The organism is Streptomyces sp. NBC_00654 (assembly GCF_026341775.1).
GTDB lineage: Bacteria > Actinomycetota > Actinomycetes > Streptomycetales > Streptomycetaceae > Streptomyces.
Genome location: NZ_JAPEOB010000001.1, coordinates 868,582 through 888,239 on the forward strand (window position 1 = coordinate 868,582; position 19,658 = coordinate 888,239).

Below are 19,658 nucleotides of genomic sequence, written 5' to 3' on the forward strand. Positions count from 1 at the left end.
ACGAGGACGACCGACCAGCACAGAGCACCGCCCGGAGGGTGAACGCATGACCCAGACAGTCGCAGTCCTCGGCACCGGCAAGATCGGCGAGGCCCTGCTCAGCGGCATGATCCGGGCGGGCTGGCGCCCCGCCGACCTGCTGGTGACCACCCGCCGCTCCGAGCGCGCGGAGGAGCTCCGCACGCGATACGGCGTCGAGTCCGTCACCAACGCCGAAGCCGCCAAGAACGCCGACATCCTCATCCTCGCGGTCAAGCCCCAGGACATGGGCAGGCTCCTCGACGAACTCACCCCCCACATCACCGCCGACCGGCTGGTGATCAGCGCCGCCGCGGGCATCACGACCGCGTTCATCGAGGACCGCCTGACCGCGGACACCCCCGTGGTCCGCGTCATGCCCAACACCCCCGTCCTGGTCGACGAGGGCATGTCCGTCATCTCTGCCGGCAGCCACGCCACCACCGAGCACCTCACCACCGCCGAGGAGATCTTCGGCGGCGTCGGCAAGACCCTCCGGGTCCCGGAGTCCCAGCAGGACGCGGCCACCGCGCTCTCCGGCTCCGGACCCGCGTACTTCTACTTCCTCGTCGAGGCGATGACCGACGCGGGCATCCTTCTGGGCCTGCCCCGTGCCCAGGCCCACGACCTCATCGTCCAGGCGGCCATCGGCGCCGCGGTCATGCTCCGCGACAGCGGCGAACACCCGGTCAAGCTCCGCGAGGCCGTCACCAGCCCGGCCGGCACCACCATCAGCGCCATCCGTGAACTGGAGAACCACGGAGTGCGCGCCGCGCTCATCGCCGCCCTGGAGGCGGCCCGCGACCGCAGCCGCGAGCTGGCCTCCGGCAACGGCTGACAGCCGACGGGACACCGGCCGTCGGCGCGGCCCGTCCGTCAGACCGCCACCGCGGCCACCAGTTCCCGGCTCTCCACGACCTGCGCGAACCCACCGCCGTGCAACGACACGGCGGTGGCACGCGCCAACTCCTCCGCGCCGAGCGTCCACCCCCAGGGCCCGACCCCGTCGAAGGTGTACGTCGCGTCGAGCGCGAAGAACACCCCGTACCCCAGGTTCCCGGCCATCCGCGCCGTGGTCTCCGCGCACATGTTGGTCTGGATCCCGGCCACCACGATCTGCCGCACCCCGGCCTCCCGCAGCCAGGCATCCAGATCGGGCGTCCCGTAGAAGGCGGAGTTCACCGACTTCGTCACGAACAGCTCACCCCCGCGCCCCTTCCCGCGCCGCTCCTCCACATACGGCTTGAAGTCGTTGCCCGGGTGCCCGGGCCGCAGCGGCGAACCGGGCTTGTCCGAGTCGTGCCGTACGAAGACGACGGGCCGCCCGCTCGCCTGCCACGCGTCGATCAGATCCGCGATGTTCCGGTCCGCGTCCGGGTTGTTCCGGGCACCCCAGTACGCCTCCTCCTCGAACCCCTCCTGGACGTCCACCACAACCAGCGCCGCGTTCTCCGTGATCTCCATGCCATCGATCCTCCACCGCCCGGCCCACACCGCCCAGACGTACAGAAGCCATCGGCCGATGGTTTACTGCCACGATGCGCATCGCACTCGTGGCGTTCCCCGGCATCCGGGCCTTCGACGTCTCCGTCATCACGGAGGTATGGGGAGTGGACCGCACCGACCGCGGGGTCCCCGCCTTCGACCTGCGCCGCTCGGCCGCCGACCCGGCCCCGATCCCCCTGCGCGGCGGTCTCAGCCTGACCCCCGACCGCACCCTGGCCTGGCTGTCCCGGGCCGACCTGATCGTGATTCCCGGTCTGGACGACCATCTGACCCCGGCCCCGGCGCCGGTCCTCGAAGCGCTGCGACGGGCCCACGGCAGCGGCACACCGATCGCCGCCCTCTGCGGGGGAGCGTTCACCCTGGCGCAGGCCGGGCTGCTCGACGGCCGCCGGGCAGTCACCCACTGGAACCTCACCGGCCTCCTGCGCAGCCACCACCCCCATGTCACCGTGGTCCCGGACGCCCTGTTCCTCCACGACGACAATCTCTGGACGTCCGCGGGCACCGCGGCCGGAATCGACCTCTGTCTCCACCTCGTCCGCACGACCCACGGCGCCGAAGCGGCGGCGGCGATCGCCCGTTCGATGGTCACCGCCCCGTTCCGCACCGGAACCCAGGCCCAGTTCATCGAGCACCCCACCCCGCACGCCGACCGTGACGCCGACACCCTCGCCTCGGTACGCGCGTACGCCCTGACCCATCTGGCGGAACCCCACACGGTCGCCACCCTCGCCGCCCGCGCCGGCATGTCCCCGCGCTCCTTCGCCCGCCACTTCCAGGCCACCACGGGTACGACTCCGCTGCGCTGGTTGATCACCCAGCGCATCGCCGCAGCTCAGAAGCTTCTGGAACGCACCGACCACCCCCTCCCCGAGGTGGCCCGCCGCACGGGCTTCGGCAGCGAGATCACCATGCGCCAGCACTTCGGGGCCCACCTCTCCACCAGCCCCCGCGCCTACCGCCTGGCCTTCCAGGAGTCACCCCCCAGGCCCGGGGTTGACACACCTACCCCGGATCCGTAGTGTGCTCCGAGTTGTCCGACGTGAGCGCCGACCCCGGTCGGTCCCCGGACAGCCATTCCGCAGTAACCACGACAAGCGAGCGACTCCGTGTCGCGCTGTTTTTCGTGCGCATTCGCGAAATGAGGAATCCGTGTTCGAAGGAACGCACCCCGATTAGCGTCGGAGCCCAGGATTCCGCTAAAGTCTCACTCGTCGGAACGGCCCAACAGCCGGGAAGACAAACCCCGCTGACTGGGAATCAGGCCCGAAAGGATCTGATAGAGTCGGACTCGCCGGAAAGGGAAACGCGAAAGCGAAGAACTGGAAAGCGAAAAGAGCTTGACCCGCTTCGACCGGGAATCGGACACGAAAGAGTCTGATAGAGTCGGAAACGCAAGAACGAAGGGAAGCGCCCGGAGGGCCCCGGTGAAACGGGACCGAAGGAAGCGTCCGTTCCTTGAGAACTCAACAGCGTGCCAAAAGTCAACGCCAGATATGTTGATACCCCGGCCTGCTTCGGCAGGTTGGTGGTTCCTTTGAAAGTCCTGCTTTCGAATCCCTGGTGGTTCGGGCAGGCAATTACACAGCGAGGACGCTGTGAACGACTGGTCTTATTCCGACCGGTCGTTCCGCTCTCGTGATGTGTGTCCCGATTACGGGAAAACATTCACGGAGAGTTTGATCCTGGCTCAGGACGAACGCTGGCGGCGTGCTTAACACATGCAAGTCGAACGATGAAGCCCTTCGGGGTGGATTAGTGGCGAACGGGTGAGTAACACGTGGGCAATCTGCCCTTCACTCTGGGACAAGCCCTGGAAACGGGGTCTAATACCGGATAACACTCCTGCCTGCATGGGCGGGGGTTAAAAGCTCCGGCGGTGAAGGATGAGCCCGCGGCCTATCAGCTTGTTGGTGGGGTAATGGCCTACCAAGGCGACGACGGGTAGCCGGCCTGAGAGGGCGACCGGCCACACTGGGACTGAGACACGGCCCAGACTCCTACGGGAGGCAGCAGTGGGGAATATTGCACAATGGGCGAAAGCCTGATGCAGCGACGCCGCGTGAGGGATGACGGCCTTCGGGTTGTAAACCTCTTTCAGCAGGGAAGAAGCGAGAGTGACGGTACCTGCAGAAGAAGCGCCGGCTAACTACGTGCCAGCAGCCGCGGTAATACGTAGGGCGCAAGCGTTGTCCGGAATTATTGGGCGTAAAGAGCTCGTAGGCGGCTTGTCACGTCGGATGTGAAAGCCCGGGGCTTAACCCCGGGTCTGCATTCGATACGGGCTAGCTAGAGTGTGGTAGGGGAGATCGGAATTCCTGGTGTAGCGGTGAAATGCGCAGATATCAGGAGGAACACCGGTGGCGAAGGCGGATCTCTGGGCCATTACTGACGCTGAGGAGCGAAAGCGTGGGGAGCGAACAGGATTAGATACCCTGGTAGTCCACGCCGTAAACGTTGGGAACTAGGTGTTGGCGACATTCCACGTCGTCGGTGCCGCAGCTAACGCATTAAGTTCCCCGCCTGGGGAGTACGGCCGCAAGGCTAAAACTCAAAGGAATTGACGGGGGCCCGCACAAGCAGCGGAGCATGTGGCTTAATTCGACGCAACGCGAAGAACCTTACCAAGGCTTGACATATACCGGAAAGCATCAGAGATGGTGCCCCCCTTGTGGTCGGTATACAGGTGGTGCATGGCTGTCGTCAGCTCGTGTCGTGAGATGTTGGGTTAAGTCCCGCAACGAGCGCAACCCTTGTTCTGTGTTGCCAGCATGCCCTTCGGGGTGATGGGGACTCACAGGAGACTGCCGGGGTCAACTCGGAGGAAGGTGGGGACGACGTCAAGTCATCATGCCCCTTATGTCTTGGGCTGCACACGTGCTACAATGGCCGGTACAATGAGCTGCGATGCCGCGAGGCGGAGCGAATCTCAAAAAGCCGGTCTCAGTTCGGATTGGGGTCTGCAACTCGACCCCATGAAGTCGGAGTTGCTAGTAATCGCAGATCAGCATTGCTGCGGTGAATACGTTCCCGGGCCTTGTACACACCGCCCGTCACGTCACGAAAGTCGGTAACACCCGAAGCCGGTGGCCCAACCCCTTGTGGGAGGGAGCTGTCGAAGGTGGGACTGGCGATTGGGACGAAGTCGTAACAAGGTAGCCGTACCGGAAGGTGCGGCTGGATCACCTCCTTTCTAAGGAGCATTTCTTACCGGGCCTTTTGGTCTGGTCAGAGGCCAGTACACCGGCGAATGTTCGGTGCTGGTTGCTCATGGGTGGAACGTTGACTACTCGGCACGACAGGTTGTTTTTCACTAGTACTGCTTCGGCGTGGAACGTGGGGAGGGATCGGTCGGGTCGGGCACGCTGTTGGGTATCTGAGGGTACGGACTCGTTTGAGTCTGCCTTCGGTTGCCGGCCCCAGTGCACTCACCTGTATGGGTGGGGTGATGGGTGGCTGGTCGTTGTTTGAGAACTGCACAGTGGACGCGAGCATCTGTGGCCAAGTTTTTAAGGGCGCACGGTGGATGCCTTGGCACCAGGAACCGATGAAGGACGTGGGAGGCCACGATAGTCCCCGGGGAGCTGTCAACCAAGCTTTGATCCGGGGGTTTCCGAATGGGGAAACCCGGCAGTCGTCATGGGCTGTCACCCGCTGCTGAACACATAGGCAGTGTGGAGGGAACGAGGGGAAGTGAAACATCTCAGTACCCTCAGGAAGAGAAAACAACCGTGATTCCGGGAGTAGTGGCGAGCGAAACTGGATGAGGCCAAACCGTATGCGTGTGATACCCGGCAGGGGTTGCGCATGCGGGGTTGTGGGATCTCTTTTTCACGGTCTGCCGGCTGTGAGACGAGTCAGAAACCGTTGATGTAGGCGAAGGACATGCGAAAGGTCCGGCGTAGAGGGTAAGACCCCCGTAGCTGAAACATTAACGGCTCGTTTAAGAGACACCCAAGTAGCACGGGGCCCGAGAAATCCCGTGTGAATCTGGCGGGACCACCCGCTAAGCCTAAATATTCCCTGGTGACCGATAGCGGATAGTACCGTGAGGGAATGGTGAAAAGTACCGCGGGAGCGGAGTGAAATAGTACCTGAAACCGTGTGCCTACAAGCCGTGGGAGCGTCGCTGGCAGCACTTGTGCTGTCAGTCGTGACTGCGTGCCTTTTGAAGAATGAGCCTGCGAGTTTGCGGTGTGTTGCGAGGTTAACCCGTGTGGGGAAGCCGTAGCGAAAGCGAGTCCGAATAGGGCGATTTAGTAGCGCGCTCAAGACCCGAAGCGGAGTGATCTAGCCATGGGCAGGTTGAAGCGGAGGTAAGACTTCGTGGAGGACCGAACCCACCAGGGTTGAAAACCTGGGGGATGACCTGTGGTTAGGGGTGAAAGGCCAATCAAACTCCGTGATAGCTGGTTCTCCCCGAAATGCATTTAGGTGCAGCGTCGTGTGTTTCTTGCCGGAGGTAGAGCACTGGATAGGCGATGGGCCCTACCGGGTTACTGACCTTAGCCAAACTCCGAATGCCGGTAAGTGAGAGCACGGCAGTGAGACTGTGGGGGATAAGCTCCATGGTCGAGAGGGAAACAGCCCAGAGCATCGACTAAGGCCCCTAAGCGTACGCTAAGTGGGAAAGGATGTGGAGTCGCAGAGACAACCAGGAGGTTGGCTTAGAAGCAGCCACCCTTGAAAGAGTGCGTAATAGCTCACTGGTCAAGTGATTCCGCGCCGACAATGTAGCGGGGCTCAAGCGTACCGCCGAAGTCGTGTCATTCCAGCATGTACCCCCAACGGGGGCTGGGATGGGTAGGGGAGCGTCGTGTGCCGGGTGAAGCAGCCGCGGAAGCGAGTTGTGGACGGTTCACGAGTGAGAATGCAGGCATGAGTAGCGATACACACGTGAGAAACGTGTGCGCCGATTGACTAAGGGTTCCTGGGTCAAGCTGATCTGCCCAGGGTAAGTCGGGACCTAAGGCGAGGCCGACAGGCGTAGTCGATGGACAACCGGTTGATATTCCGGTACCCGCTTTGAAACGCCCAGTACTGAATCAGGCGATGCTAAGTCCGTGAAGCCGGCCCGATCTCTTCGGAGTTGAGGGTAGTGGTGGAGCCGATGAACCAGACTTGTAGTAGGTAAGCGATGGGGTGACGCAGGAAGGTAGTCCAGCCCGGGCGGTGGTTGTCCCGGGGTAAGGGTGTAGCCCGTGTGGTAGGCAAATCCGTCACACGTATAAGGGTGAGACCTGATGCCGAGCCGATTGTGGTGAAGTGGATGATCCTATGCTGTCGAGAAAAGCCTCTAGCGAGTTTCATGGCGGCCCGTACCCTAAACCGACTCAGGTGGTCAGGTAGAGAATACCGAGGCGTTCGGGTGAACTATGGTTAAGGAACTCGGCAAAATGCCCCCGTAACTTCGGGAGAAGGGGGGCCATCACTGGTGATCCGATTTACTCGGTGAGCTGGGGGTGGCCGCAGAGACCAGCGAGAAGCGACTGTTTACTAAAAACACAGGTCCGTGCGAAGCCGTAAGGCGATGTATACGGACTGACGCCTGCCCGGTGCTGGAACGTTAAGGGGACCGGTTAGTGCACTTTCGGGTGTGCGAAGCTGAGAACTTAAGCGCCAGTAAACGGCGGTGGTAACTATAACCATCCTAAGGTAGCGAAATTCCTTGTCGGGTAAGTTCCGACCTGCACGAATGGCGTAACGACTTCTCGACTGTCTCAACCATAGGCCCGGTGAAATTGCACTACGAGTAAAGATGCTCGTTTCGCGCAGCAGGACGGAAAGACCCCGGGACCTTTACTATAGTTTGATATTGGTGTTCGGTTCGGCTTGTGTAGGATAGGTGGGAGACTTTGAAGCGGCCACGCCAGTGGTTGTGGAGTCGTCGTTGAAATACCACTCTGGTCGTGCTGGATGTCTAACCTGGGTCCGTGATCCGGATCAGGGACAGTGTCTGATGGGTAGTTTAACTGGGGCGGTTGCCTCCTAAAGAGTAACGGAGGCGCCCAAAGGTTCCCTCAGCCTGGTTGGCAATCAGGTGTTGAGTGTAAGTGCACAAGGGAGCTTGACTGTGAGACCGACGGGTCGAGCAGGGACGAAAGTCGGGACTAGTGATCCGGCAGTGGCTTGTGGAAGCGCTGTCGCTCAACGGATAAAAGGTACCCCGGGGATAACAGGCTGATCTTCCCCAAGAGTCCATATCGACGGGATGGTTTGGCACCTCGATGTCGGCTCGTCGCATCCTGGGGCTGGAGTCGGTCCCAAGGGTTGGGCTGTTCGCCCATTAAAGCGGTACGCGAGCTGGGTTTAGAACGTCGTGAGACAGTTCGGTCCCTATCCGCTGTGCGCGTAGGAATATTGAGAAGGGCTGTCCCTAGTACGAGAGGACCGGGACGGACGAACCTCTGGTGTGCCAGTTGTCCTGCCAAGGGCATGGCTGGTTGGCTACGTTCGGAAAGGATAACCGCTGAAAGCATCTAAGCGGGAAGCCTGCTTCGAGATGAGTATTCCCACCCTCTTGAAGGGTTAAGGCTCCCAGTAGACGACTGGGTTGATAGGCCAGATGTGGAAGCCCGGTAACGGGTGGAGCTGACTGGTACTAATAGGCCGAGGGCTTGTCCTCAGTTGCTCGCGTCCACTGTGTTAGTTCTGAAATAACGAACGGCCGTGTGTGTTCCGGTGTTGGTTAATTTCATAGTGTTTCGGTGGTCATTGCGTTAGGGAAACGCCCGGTTACATTCCGAACCCGGAAGCTAAGCCTTTCAGCGCCGATGGTACTGCAGGGGGGACCCTGTGGGAGAGTAGGACGCCGCCGAACAATTTTTCCGGGAAAGCCCCGTGCCTTGTGGCACGGGGCTTTTCTGCGTTCTGAACGTCTAGGGTCGAACCATGCGCTACGAACTGGTCATCTTCGACAACGATGGTGTGCTCGTCGACAGTGAGCCGATCTCCAACACCATCCTCGCCGGCTACCTCACCGAACTCGGTCACCCCACCTCGTACGAGGAGTCCCTCCGCGACTACATGGGGGCCGCCGTGCACCGGGTGCACGATCTGATCGCGGAGCGGACGGGCGAGAAGCTGCCCGCCGACTTCGACGAGACACTGCACGCGCGGGTCTTCGCCGCGTTCCGGCGGGAGCTGGTGGCGGTGGACGGGGTGCAGGAACTGCTGGGGACGCTCGTCGCCGACGGGGTGGACTACTGCGTCGCCTCCTCCAGCAGCCACGAACGGATCAGGGTCGGGCACCGGGCGGCCGGGCTCGACCAGTGGTTCGAGGAGGAGTGGATCTTCAGCTCGGAAGACGTCGGGCGGGGGAAGCCGGCGCCCGACCTGTTCCTGTACGCCGCCGAGCGCATGGGGGTCGCCCCGGAACGGTGCGTCGTCATCGAGGACAGCCCGCTCGGCGTCGAGGCGGCCAGGACCGCCGGGATGGATGTGTACGGGTTTACGTCGATGATGCCGGCGGACCGGCTGAACGGCGTGACCGGCTACTTCTCCGACATGGCGCAGCTGCCGGAATTGCTTGCCTGATCCATCTACCCATGGGTAGTTCCTGGCCCTACGCTCCCGCCATGACAGATGCGCGGTTGCGGCACGGTCGGGCCTCCTTGGCGTTGAGCTTCCTTGTGCAAGGGGTGACCTTTGCGCTGCTCGTGACGCGTATCCCCGCCATCCAGGACCAGTACGGGATATCCGACGGGCTGCTGCCCGTCTTCCTCGCCGCTGTGCCGATCCTGGCGGGGGTCGGCAGCGTGGTGACCGAGAAGGTGGTCGCGCGGGTGCGGCCCGGGACCGTACTCAGGTGGGCGCAGCCCGTCGTGCTGCTGGCGCTGCTCGGGGTGGGCGGCGGTGGGCGGCTGTGGCACGTGGCTCTCGCGCTGGGGGTGTTCGGGCTGGCCGTCGGGGCGCTGGACGCCTCGATGAACATGATGGGCGTCAGCCTTCAGCGGGCGTACGGGCGCAGCATCATGCTCGGGTTCCATGCCGTGTACAGCCTCGGCGGGATCGCGGGGGCGTCGATGGCCTGGGCGGGGGCGCACTGGGATCTGTCGTTGCTCGTGTCCTATCTGCCCGCCGTGGTGCTGCTGCTGCCCGCCGCGTTGATCGGCAGCCGGTGGTACACCGAGGGCAAGGGGCCGGAGGGGCAGGGTGCCGGTGGAGCCGGTGCGAAGCCGGCGTCCGTTTCGTTCAAGCTGCTGCTGCCGCTGTGCCTCGTGATGGGCTTCGCGTACATCGGGGACTCGACCGTCTCCAACTGGAGTGCCAAGTACCTCCAGGACGTGCTGGGCAGCTCGGAGCAGATGTCGACGGTTCCGTACAACGTCTACATGGTGACGACGCTGCTGGGGCGGGCCGTCGGGGACTTCGGGGTGCGGCGGCTCGGGGCGGTGGCCGTGGTGCGGGGCGGGACGGTCCTGGCGGCGGCCGGCTTCGGGGTGGTGGCCGTGGCGCCGGGGGCCTGGGCGGGGATGCTCGGGTTCACGATGCTCGGGCTCGGGCTCTGTGTGATCGTGCCGCAGACCTTCGCGGCGGCCGGGCGGATGTTCCCCGGGGCCAGCGATGTGGCCATCGCCCGGCTGAACATCTTCAACTACGTGGGATTCCTCGTCGGTTCGCCGCTGGTCGGGGCGCTCGGGGACGCGTGGAGCTACCGGGGCGCCATGCTCGTACCGATGGTGCTGGTGCTGGCGACCCTCGTGTATGCCCGGTCGTTCGGTGCGGAGCCTGCCCGATACGGTGGCGGGCATGAGCGGCCGCGCACAGCTGATGTGGGATGACGCAGTAACGGGATACGACTTCGGGGACAGCCATCCGATGGACCCTGTCCGGCTCGCCCTGACGATGGGGCTGGTACGGGCGTTCGGGCTCGACGGGGCCGTGGACGTACGGGCGGCGAAGGCCGTCGGGGACTCCACGCTGCGGCTGGTCCACCGCGCGGACTATGTGGCGGCGGTGCGGGCCGCGTCCGCGGATCCGCGGTCGGCCGACCAGGCGTACGGGCTCGGCACCGTGGACGATCCGGCCTTCTCCGGGATGCACGAGGCGTCCGCGCTCATCGCCGGGCTGTCGGTGGGGGCGGCGGAGGCCGTGTGGCGGGGGGAGACCGCGCACGCGGTGAACTTCACCGGGGGACTGCACCACGCCATGCCCGGTGGCGCCGCGGGGTTCTGTATCTACAACGACCCGGCGCTCGCCATCGCCCGGCTGCTGGAGCTGGGTGTGGAGCGGGTCGCGTACGTCGATGTGGACGTTCACCACGGTGACGGTGTGCAGGCCGCGTTCTGGGAGGACCCGCGGGTGCTGACCGTGTCGGTGCACGAGCACCCGCGCACGCTGTTCCCGCAGACCGGGTGGCCGGAGGAGACCGGTTCGGGGGCGGGGGAGGGCGGTGCGGTGAATGTGGCGCTGCCCGCCGGGACGGGGGACGCGGGGTGGCTGCGGGCGTTCCACGCGGTGGTGCCCGAGCTGATCGCGGACTTCCGGCCGCAGGTGCTGGTGACCCAGCACGGGGCCGACACGCACTTCGAGGATCCGCTGGCCCATCTCGCGGTGTCGCTGGACGCGCAGCGGGCGGTCATGGCCTCCTGCCACGATCTCGCCCATGAGTATGTGGAGGGCGGTCGCTGGGTGGCGCTGGGCGGTGGCGGGTACGCGGTCGTGGATGTGGTGCCGCGGTCCTGGACCCATCTGGTGGGGATCGCCGCACATGCGCCGGTGGACCCGGAGTCGGTGATTCCGGCGTCGTGGCGGGACGAGGTCTACGCCCGGACCCGGCAGTTGGGCCCGGCCCGGATGACGGACGGACGTACGCCGTCCTGGCAGCCGTGGGACGCGGGGTACGACCCGGCGGACCGGCTGGACCAGGCGGTGCTGGCGACCCGGCGGGCGGCGTTCCCGCTGCGGGGTCTGCTGGCCTGAGCCCCCGTCCCCTCGGCGCGTGGGCCGGGGCCGGGCGGGCGTGCGGAGCGGTTACGCCAACTGTGGGGCTTCACGCGGGTTCCGGTCCCCGGCCGGGCGCCGTGCGGGAGCATCGAGAGAGTGTTGAGCACCGGAGCGCTGCGCGCTCATTTGCTGGCGGCCCGGCTGGCCGGGCCCGTGGCCACCTCGCGGGAGAACAGTCTGCGGAGCTACCGGCTCTTCGCCGCGAGAGATCCGAGAGTGACGCTCGGTCTCGATCCGGAGTGGGCCTGGGGGGAACGGGATCTGTTACGGCTGATGGCCGACAAGTGCGGGGTCTCGGACGATCCCGCGCATGTTTCCGGTCAGGATGTGATCGATCCCGAACGTACGCTGGCCGGGCTGGCCGCGTTCGCCGAGCGGCTCGCGCGTGCGGCGGCCCGGGGGGTGCCGGTGCTGTTGGGGACCGGTCATCCGCACCGGCTGCTCGGGTTCTACGCCGAGCTGGCAGACGCCTTGTCGGCGGCCGGGTGCCCCGTACTCACTCCCGCGCAGGGGCGATGTGTCGACATAACGACCCGGTTCGGCGTACGCACGTACAACCTCGACTACGTACGACGCGTCGCCCTGGTGCGCGAACCCGGCGTGCGGACGCCCGGTGGTGAGACCGGCGTGCACAGTCACTCGCCGCTGCCGGTCCGGGTCGCGCTGGCGGCCGCGGTGGAGCGGCTCGGAGTGCTTCCGGGGCTGGTGATCGGGGACCACGGCTGGGTCTGCGGTGCAGGTCAGCTGGGCATCGAGGCCATCGGGCTGGCCGATACGGACGATCCCGCGCTGTTCGTCGGGGAGGCCGAGGGGCGGGTGTCCGTCGTGGTTCCGGTTGATGACGCGGTGCAGGCGGACTACTACCGCCCGCTTACTCGCTATGTACTCAATCGGGCGTGTCTGTCACAGTAGGCGGCCGATCACCTCTCCTCTTCCCCACTCGCATCACCCGCCCCTAATCTGGGCAGTGAGCGCACAACGACGAAGAGTCACCGGAGGGGAAGCCGGTGCGCGTCGCGTGCGGAAGGTACAGGTGGGTCATGGCTGCTGGCAGCGAGAGGCCTCTCAACGAGGTCAAGTTTCTGACCGTGGCGGAAGTCGCCTCGGTCATGCGAGTGTCGAAGATGACCGTGTACCGCTTGGTGCACAGCGGTCATCTGCCGGCGATCCGGGTGGGAAGGTCGTTCCGGGTGCCGGAGCAAGCGGTTCACGAGTATCTCCGCGAGTCCTTTGTGGGGGTGGAGTCGGCCTGACATTGCCCTCGGATTACGCCCCTCACCCGGTGGCGGGTAGGCTAGGCCGACGTAGGTCGTGTGGGCCCAGACGCCCCGCACCAGTGAAGATGAAGTGAGCGAGGGTAGTCGTGGGCTCTGTTATCAAGAAGCGGCGCAAGCGGATGGCCAAGAAGAAGCACCGCAAGCTGCTCAAGCGCACGCGCGTTCAGCGTCGCAACAAGAAGTAAGCGAACGCAGTTCGTGAATCCGCAGCCCTCCCGCCGTCCCGGCGGGAGGGCTGCGGTGCTTTTTCGGCAAGCCCGCGGCAAAGCCCGTCATGGGGTCGTCACGGGGCAACATCCACCGGTTACGGTGACGGCCAGGGGATTCCCCGCTTCGTGGGGTCCCGCTTTCACGACCGACGGAAGGCGCTGATCTTGGGCAAGGTCGTGCTCGTCACAGGAGCGGCCCGGCAGCTGGGGGGCCGCTTCGTGCGGCGCGTCCAGCGGGAGCCCGGGGTGGACCGGGTGATCGCCGTCGACGCGGTCGCACCCGGGCACCGGCTGGGCGACGCGGACTTCGTACGCGCGGACATCCGGCAGCCCGCGATCGGCCGGGTCCTCGCCCAGCACTCCGTCGACACGGTGGTCCATCTGGACGTCTCCGGCAAGGCGCTCGGCGCGGGCGGCCGGACGGCGATCAAGGAGAACAACGTCATCGGCACCATGCAGCTGCTCGGTGCCTGCCAGAAGTCGCCGACCGTCCAACGGCTCGTGATCAAGTCCAGTACGAGTGTCTACGGCTCCGCGCCCCGGGACCCGGCGGTGTTCACCGAGACCACCCCGCCCAAATCGCTGCCCAGCGGCGGCTTCGCCAAGGACGCGGTGGAGGTCGAGGGGTACGTACGGGGCTTCGCCCGCCGTCGGCCGGACGTCGCCGTGTGCGTGCTGCGGTTCGCGAACATCCTGGGACCCGAGCCGGACTCGCCGCTCGCCGACTATCTCTCGCTGCCGGTCCTGCCCACGGTGTTCGGATACGACCCGAGGCTCCAGTTCGTGCACGAGGACGATGTCATCGACGTGCTGGGGATCGCCTCGCGAGAGCCCCGGCGCTCCACGCTGAACAGCGGGACGTTCAACATCGCGGGTGACGGGGTGCTGCTGCTCTCGCAGTGCTCGCGGCGGCTGGGGCGGCCGACCGTGCCGGTGCTGCTGCCCGCCGTCACCTGGGTCGGCTCGGCCCTCCGTACGATCGGCATGACCGACTTCTCACCGGAACAGATCCGGCTGCTCACCCATGGCAGGGTGGTCTCCACCGTGCAGATGCGCGAGACGCTGGGTTTCCGGCCGAGGTTCAGCACGGCGGAGACCTTCGCGGAGTTCGTGCGCGGCCGGGGGCCGGGGCTGCTGCCGCCCGAGGTCGTGGGCAGGGCGGTGGACCGGCTGGCGGCGCTGCCGCTCCCGGGCGGGGCCGGTGCCCGACCGTCGGGCGACGGGGCCGGTGCGGTACAGACGACTCATGGCGCCAGGTAGAGGAGCGCACCGACGATGGCGGATGCCAAGGTCATTCCGTTCGAGGACGACCGTTCGCGGTCCGGCGGCACCTCGCGTCCGGCGCGGCGCCGGACCGGGACGGGCAGCGGCGGGCGGGGCGAGGGCCCCGCGGCGCCTGTGAGCGCGCTGCCGGGCGGTCAGATGCCCCCGGAGGAACCCGGGCCACCCCGGGAGTCCCAGGAGCCACAGGAAGCCCAGGGAGGCCTGGAGCGGGGCGGCTGGGACCGGCGGATCGCGGGCGGGCTCGCCTTCCTGCGGCGGCGAGTCACCGGGGACTACGAGGTCGACGAGTTCGGTTACGACAAGGAGCTCACGGATCAGGTCCTGATGTCGATGCTCCGGCCGGTCGCGGACAAGTACTTCCGGGTCGAGGTGAAGGGCATCGAGAACATCCCGTCCGAGGGCGGGGCGCTCATCGTGGCCAACCACTCCGGGACGCTGCCGCTGGACGGGCTGATGCTCCAGGTCGCGGTGCACGACCACCATCCGGCCGAGCGGCATCTGCGGCTGCTGGCCGCCGATCTGGTCTTCCATCTGCCGGTCGTCAACGAGCTCGCGCGCAAGGCCGGTCACACGCTGGCCTGCGCGGAGGACGCGCAACGGCTGCTGGAGCGCGGCGAGGTCGTCGGAGTGATGCCGGAGGGCTTCAAGGGCATCGGCAAGCCGTTCGGCGAGCGGTACAAGCTGCAGCGCTTCGGGCGCGGCGGTTTCGTGTCGACGGCGCTGCGGGCGGGGGCTCCGATCGTGCCGTGCTCGATCGTGGGCGCGGAGGAGATCTACCCGATGATCGGCAACGCGAAGACGCTGGCGCGGCTGCTGGGGATTCCGTACTTCCCGATCACACCGACGTTCCCGTGGCTGGGGCCGTTGGGGGCGGTGCCGTTGCCGACGAAGTGGACGATCCAGTTCGGGGAGCCGATTCCCACGGACGGCTATCCGCCGGAGGCGGCGGAGGATCCGATGCTGATGTTCAACCTGACGGATCAGGTGCGGGAGCAGATCCAGCACACGCTGTACAAGCTGCTGGTGCAGCGGCGGTCGGTCTTCTTCTGAGCCCCGACCGTCCCGCTTGCCGGCCGCGGCCTCGGCGAAACGGCGCGTCCTCGGCGAAAGGGGGCCGGCCGCTCGGATCGAGCGGCCGGCCCCCTCCCGTACCGCCTACGGCTTCAGGTGCTCGCCGTCGATTCCCAGGCCTGGGAGCAGGCCGGGGAGCAGGGGCGGGAGTGTGACGTCCGGTGCGGGGGGCGGGCTGGCCCCGCCGTCCGGTGAGGGGGTGGCATCCCCCGTCGGGAGGCCGTCCAGCAACCCGTCCGTACCGCCGCTGAGCAGTCCTTCGGCCGGGGCGCTGTCGGAGCCGGAGGGCTCCGGCGACGTGCTGTCACCCGTGCTGCCTTCGGAGGCCTCGGGCGACGAGGGTGCGGGCTGCCGGGACCGGGCGGTGTCGCCGGACTGTCCGGGGGAGCCGGAGCGCACGCTGTCGCCGGTCCTGCCCGCCGGGCGGGGGAGCAGGGACTGGAGCGGGGCGACTTCCTGGTCCATGGCTTCGAAGACCGAGTTGACCTTGTCGCCGACATCGGTCAGCTGCACGGGAAGCCGGTCGCGAAGGGTGCTCCAGCTCGCGCGGTGCGAGCGGGAGAAGGAGTCCAGGGTCTGGATCGGGCCGATGGCACCGTCGCGCTGATACGCGGAGTGGAGCAGCCGGTGGCCCTCCCCGGCGTCGTGCGACATGCCGTTGAGCGCGCGTCTGACCTCCCCGAGCGATTCGTGGTCCATCTCGCCGGCGCGGGCCCGCTCCATCAGGCGGCGTGCCTCGCTCAGCCTGGTCGACGCCTGGTCGAGGTAGACCTCGCCGCGGTCGGCATCGCCGTTGGCCATACCGCGGTTGATGTCCTCCATGCCGCGCTTGAGCCCGTAGAGCGAATCACCGGGCAGGGCGTCGGAGCTGGCAGCGGCCACTCCGCCGAAAGCGCCCGCGGCCACACCGACGGTGAGCCCACCCGCGGTGAGGCCCTTCGCCCAGCGTGAGCGGGGGCGCAATTTCCGCAGTGGGGAGGCCCGGTGGGCCCCCTTGCTCCGTTGTTCGGGTACCGGAGGGCCCGTGGACGCGCCCCCCTCGGCGAACATGGTCTCCATGGCGGCGACGAGCTGGGCTCGCTGCACCTCTTTGACCTCGGGATCCAACTGCGGCTTCGGTAGTTCACCGAGGCCGTTCGCCAGGGCCAACAGCTTTCCGTGGTCGGCCTGTTCGGCCGGTTCCTCGGGCTGTACGGCCGCCGCACCCTGGGGGGTCTGCTCCTCCAGGGCCTGGGCGAAGGCGTTCGCCCGCCGGTGTGCCGAAACGTTTGCGATCACTGGCGGCACCTCCTCTCGTCATGCACGGTCGACTCCCCTGAGGGTCCGGAAGGTTGCACACCTTGAACGTTTCCACACGATGGAGTGAGTGGGAACGGACATGGGGTGACGACAGGGGGCCTGCAACCGGCACAACGAGCTGCGCGGCACTTGGGTTACGCACGAAGGATGATCGGACCAGTGTGTGACGGATTGGTCACCGAAGGCGTTTTCCGCGACCGTTTCTCTCCGGCCGACGGTGGGTTCGTCGGCCGGTGTCCATCGGCGGCTGCTCGTCGGCAGGTGTCCGTCGGCGGGTGTTCGTCGGCGGGGGCCGCCGGAGCCGGAGCCCCGGCGGCGGGGTCAGCGGGCGTCGTCCGGCAGGAGCCTGGCGAGCGTGCGGACGGCGCGGTACTGAAGGGTCTTGATCGCGCCCTCGTTCTTGCCCATCACCCGGGCGGTCTCGGCGACCGAGAGGCCCTGCAGGAACCGCAGGGTGACGCACTCCTGCTGTTGTGGGTTGAGTCGGCGCACGGCCTGCAGCAGTGCGGCGTTGGAGAGGGACTCCAGGACGGAGTCCTCGGGGCTGCGCTCGACCTCGTTGGCGTCGAGCATTTCGCCGGTGGTCACTTCCAGTCGGAAACGACTGGATTTGAAGTGGTCGGCGACCAGGTTTCGAGCGATGGTGACCAGCCAGGCGCCGAAATCTCGCCCCTGCCAGGTGAACGTGGAGATACGGCGCAGTGCGCGGAGGAAGGTCTCACTGGTGAGGTCCTCCGCCGTCGCCTTGCCGCCCACGCGGTAGTAGATGTACCGGTACACGGTGTCGCTGTACTGGTCGTATAGGCGGCCGAAGGCATCCGCCTCACCGGCCTGTGCGCGCTCGACGAGATCCATCATGCGCGCGCTGTCGCTGTCGGCGGTCGGCCGACGAACGGCTGACGTGGTCGTAGCGCCGCGGTTGCTGCGTCTTCCGACCGCCGCACTGCGTTCGGCCAGGGCGTAGCAAGGGCCGGCAGGTGCAGGGGTGGCAAAGGCGGGGACGGCGTACGCGGTGGGGACGAAGCCGCGCAAGCGGTCAATGACCGTTGCACGCAGCGTAGCCAGGCCCGAGGCGTCAACCCCGACGTGTGGGTACACGGGACTCCCAGAGGCAGAGCTTCCATCACGAGCAGTTCGAATACCGTCACCCGTCGTAGCGGGTGACAGCTCCGGTATGCGTCTGAGGAGAATAACGCTTCGTACAGGCGGCGCTACACCGAGTTGCTCAAATCATCGATTACGTCGTTTCTCTTACCGCTAAGTGACGTATCAAGTAGCACATCGTGACCGTTTATTGATCGGATTACTTCGTGATCTGCCTATGGGCGCGACGGGTTGTGGTCGGTCGCCGGTAATCCGACTGGCCGGAGGGGTGGTTGCGGTGCGTGGCCGACGGGCTCCCGATCGGACGCACCGACCCGGGCGTGGCCCCGGCCGGGGCGGCGGCGGGTCAGCGGCGGCGGCGGTGCAGCGCGACCGCGGCGGCGGTGCCGCCGGCCAGGGCGCCGACACCGGCCGCGGCCGGGATGCCGACCTTGGCGGCCTTGCGGCCCGTGCGGTAGTCGCGCAGCCGCCAGTCCAGGGCGCGGGCGTGCTTGCGGAGCTTGGTGTCCGGGTTGATCGCGTAGGGGTGGCCGACCAGGGAGAGCATCGGGATGTCGTTGTGGGAGTCGCTGTAGGCCGCGCAGCGCTCCAGGTCGAGGCCCTCGGCCACGGCCAGCGCGCGTACGGCTTCGGCCTTGGCGGGGCCGTGCAGCGGTTCGCCGACCAGGCGGCCGGTGTAGACGCCGTCGACGGACTCGGCGACGGTGCCGAGCGCGCCGGTCAGGCCGAGGCGGCGGGCGATGATCGTGGCGGTCTCCACCGGGGCGGCCGTGACGAGCCAGACCTTCTGTCCGGCGTCGAGGTGGGCCTGGGCGAGCGCGCGGGTGCCGGGCCAGATGCGGTCGGCCATGTACTCGTCGTAGATCTCCTCGCCGATGGACATCAGCTCGGAGACGCGGTGACCCTTGACGATGGACAGGGCGCTGTCACGGGCGTCCTGCATGTGTTCCGGGTCCTCGACGCCGGCCAGCCGGAACCACGCCTGCTGCCAGGCGAACCGGGTGAGCTCGCGGCGCTGGAAGAACTTCCGCTTGTACAGGCCGCGGCCGAAGTGGAAGATCGCGGCGCCCTGCATCACGGTGTTGTCGAGGTCGAAGAAGGCGGCGGCGCGGTCGTCCCCGGCCACCGGGAAGGCGGGTTCCTCGGCTTCGGGAACCCCGGTTCCGGGCGCTTCCGCGAGAAGAGGGGAGTCGTCGGGCGCGAGCGAGGCCCTGCGTGCGGCTTCGGCTGCTGCTTCGCCTGCCAGCACGCTCCGTGCAGTCGCGGAACGCCTACGGGGTGTGAGCCATCCAAGAGCGGCCATGCCGTGAGCATAACCAGTCCGCCCGTACCTGCCCGACCTGCCGGGATGCGGACGCGTGAACTCTTCGGGGCCGAATTGCCGAACGGGAGATTCCGGGCGTACGGGAAGGCGCCGCCATGGGGCGGGGGGCGGTCCGCCGCAGGCGCAGAATGTGTGTATGAGTGCCTTGCTGCGTCGTACGAAGAAGAAGCCCGCCGACCGGGTGGTCACCCTGGTGGGGAAGCCCGGCTGTCACCTCTGCGAGGACGCGCGGGCGGTGGTGGACGCGGTCTGCGGGGAGACCGGCGCGTCGTGGGTGGAGAAGGACATCACTCAGGACGAAGCGCTGTACAAGGAGTACTGGGAGCAGATTCCGGTCGTGCTGATCGACGGCGAGCAGCACACGTTCTGGCGGGTGGATCCGGAACGGCTGCGCAGCGCACTGGGTGCCTGAGCGTCTGTCGGGCGTGGTGAAACCCGGTTAACATCATGGGCGTTTTGAGTGGTCTCGGGGGCGTAGACGTGAGGAGTGTGTACCGCTTTGCCCCCTTCGAGCCCGCAACGGGTTGATGCGGTCCATGGTTCCGGGAACGCGCAGGCAATGTGCGTGACCCCGGTCACTTTGACCGGACAAAACGGACACCATCTTTGTGCACGCGT

The 19,658-nt window shown here is 66.5% G+C and carries 15 protein-coding genes and 3 rRNA genes; 14 read left to right on the forward strand and 4 right to left on the reverse strand.

The genetic code is table 11. The annotated features are described in order from the left end of the window. Positions 1-46 precede the first annotated feature (46 nt). Positions 47-856, forward strand: coding sequence for a pyrroline-5-carboxylate reductase (proC, locus tag OHA98_RS03745; RefSeq protein ID WP_266922668.1), 810 nt, complete (start codon positions 47-49; stop codon positions 854-856). Between the two features lie 38 nt (positions 857-894). Here the strand turns inward: proC and OHA98_RS03750 are convergent, their stop codons facing one another. Then, complete coding sequence (locus OHA98_RS03750; protein ID WP_266922669.1) at positions 895-1,482, reverse strand: cysteine hydrolase family protein; 588 nt, start codon at positions 1,480-1,482, stop codon at positions 895-897. A 74-nt stretch (positions 1,483-1,556) separates the two neighbouring features. Here OHA98_RS03750 and OHA98_RS03755 point away from each other — a divergent pair, with 74 nt between their 5' ends. The 12 genes from OHA98_RS03755 (at position 1,557) to OHA98_RS03810 (ending at position 15,292) form a co-directional block, all read left to right on the forward strand. Beyond that, positions 1,557-2,546 carry a GlxA family transcriptional regulator gene (locus OHA98_RS03755; protein WP_266922670.1) on the forward strand — a complete coding sequence of 330 codons (990 nt, stop codon included), beginning with the start codon at positions 1,557-1,559 and terminating at the stop codon, positions 2,544-2,546. A 645-nt stretch (positions 2,547-3,191) separates the two neighbouring features. Continuing rightward, a 16S ribosomal RNA gene (locus OHA98_RS03760) occupies positions 3,192-4,717 on the forward strand. 306 nt (positions 4,718-5,023) lie between these two features. After that, positions 5,024-8,149: ribosomal RNA gene (locus OHA98_RS03765) — 23S ribosomal RNA — on the forward strand. 78 nt (positions 8,150-8,227) lie between these two features. Next, positions 8,228-8,344, forward strand: a 5S ribosomal RNA gene (gene rrf, locus OHA98_RS03770). The 16S, 23S and 5S rRNA genes sit together here, the layout of an rRNA operon. A 71-nt stretch (positions 8,345-8,415) precedes the next feature. Next, a complete protein-coding gene (locus OHA98_RS03775; protein ID WP_266922671.1) occupies positions 8,416-9,060 on the forward strand; it encodes an HAD family phosphatase in 645 nt (214 codons plus the stop codon). A gap of 41 nt (positions 9,061-9,101) precedes the next feature. Continuing rightward, positions 9,102-10,307, forward strand: coding sequence for an MFS transporter (locus OHA98_RS03780; protein WP_266922672.1), 1,206 nt, complete (start codon positions 9,102-9,104; stop codon positions 10,305-10,307). Then, positions 10,276-11,448: an acetoin utilization protein AcuC gene (locus tag OHA98_RS03785; RefSeq protein ID WP_266922673.1), complete on the forward strand. Its 1,173-nt coding sequence runs from the start codon at positions 10,276-10,278 to the stop codon at positions 11,446-11,448. The genes OHA98_RS03780 and OHA98_RS03785 overlap by 32 nt, the downstream gene beginning before the upstream one ends. Positions 11,449-11,568: 120 nt before the next feature. After that, positions 11,569-12,384, forward strand: a complete 816-nt coding sequence (locus OHA98_RS03790) for a phosphatase (RefSeq protein WP_266922674.1) — start codon at positions 11,569-11,571, stop codon at positions 12,382-12,384. A gap of 128 nt (positions 12,385-12,512) precedes the next feature. Further along, positions 12,513-12,725, forward strand: a complete 213-nt coding sequence (locus OHA98_RS03795; protein ID WP_014046653.1) for a helix-turn-helix domain-containing protein — start codon at positions 12,513-12,515, stop codon at positions 12,723-12,725. Positions 12,726-12,835: 110 nt separating this feature from the next. Continuing rightward, a complete protein-coding gene (locus OHA98_RS03800; RefSeq protein WP_003948845.1) occupies positions 12,836-12,934 on the forward strand; it encodes an AURKAIP1/COX24 domain-containing protein in 99 nt (32 codons plus the stop codon). 189 nt (positions 12,935-13,123) lie between these two features. After that, positions 13,124-14,218 carry an NAD-dependent epimerase/dehydratase family protein gene (locus OHA98_RS03805; protein WP_266922675.1) on the forward strand — a complete coding sequence of 365 codons (1,095 nt, stop codon included), beginning with the start codon at positions 13,124-13,126 and terminating at the stop codon, positions 14,216-14,218. 15 nt (positions 14,219-14,233) lie between these two features. Continuing rightward, the gene (locus OHA98_RS03810; RefSeq protein WP_266922676.1) at positions 14,234-15,292 is read left to right on the forward strand and encodes a lysophospholipid acyltransferase family protein; all 1,059 of its coding nucleotides are present in this window, start codon (positions 14,234-14,236) and stop codon (positions 15,290-15,292) included. Between the two features lie 105 nt (positions 15,293-15,397). On the opposite strand, the gene OHA98_RS03815 is transcribed toward OHA98_RS03810, so the two are convergent. The 3 genes from OHA98_RS03815 to OHA98_RS03825 form a co-directional block, all read right to left on the reverse strand. Beyond that, the gene (locus tag OHA98_RS03815; protein ID WP_266922677.1) at positions 15,398-16,591 is read right to left on the reverse strand and encodes a DUF5667 domain-containing protein; all 1,194 of its coding nucleotides are present in this window, start codon (positions 16,589-16,591) and stop codon (positions 15,398-15,400) included. A 342-nt stretch (positions 16,592-16,933) separates the two neighbouring features. Next, positions 16,934-17,710: an ECF subfamily RNA polymerase sigma factor, BldN family gene (locus OHA98_RS03820; protein ID WP_266922678.1), complete on the reverse strand. Its 777-nt coding sequence runs from the start codon at positions 17,708-17,710 to the stop codon at positions 16,934-16,936. A gap of 352 nt (positions 17,711-18,062) precedes the next feature. Continuing rightward, the gene (locus OHA98_RS03825) at positions 18,063-19,019 is read right to left on the reverse strand and encodes an HAD family phosphatase (RefSeq protein WP_266922679.1); all 957 of its coding nucleotides are present in this window, start codon (positions 19,017-19,019) and stop codon (positions 18,063-18,065) included. A gap of 157 nt (positions 19,020-19,176) precedes the next feature. Here OHA98_RS03825 and OHA98_RS03830 point away from each other — a divergent pair, with 157 nt between their 5' ends. After that, complete coding sequence (locus tag OHA98_RS03830) at positions 19,177-19,452, forward strand: glutaredoxin family protein (protein WP_266922680.1); 276 nt, start codon at positions 19,177-19,179, stop codon at positions 19,450-19,452. Positions 19,453-19,658: the final 206 nt, after the last annotated feature.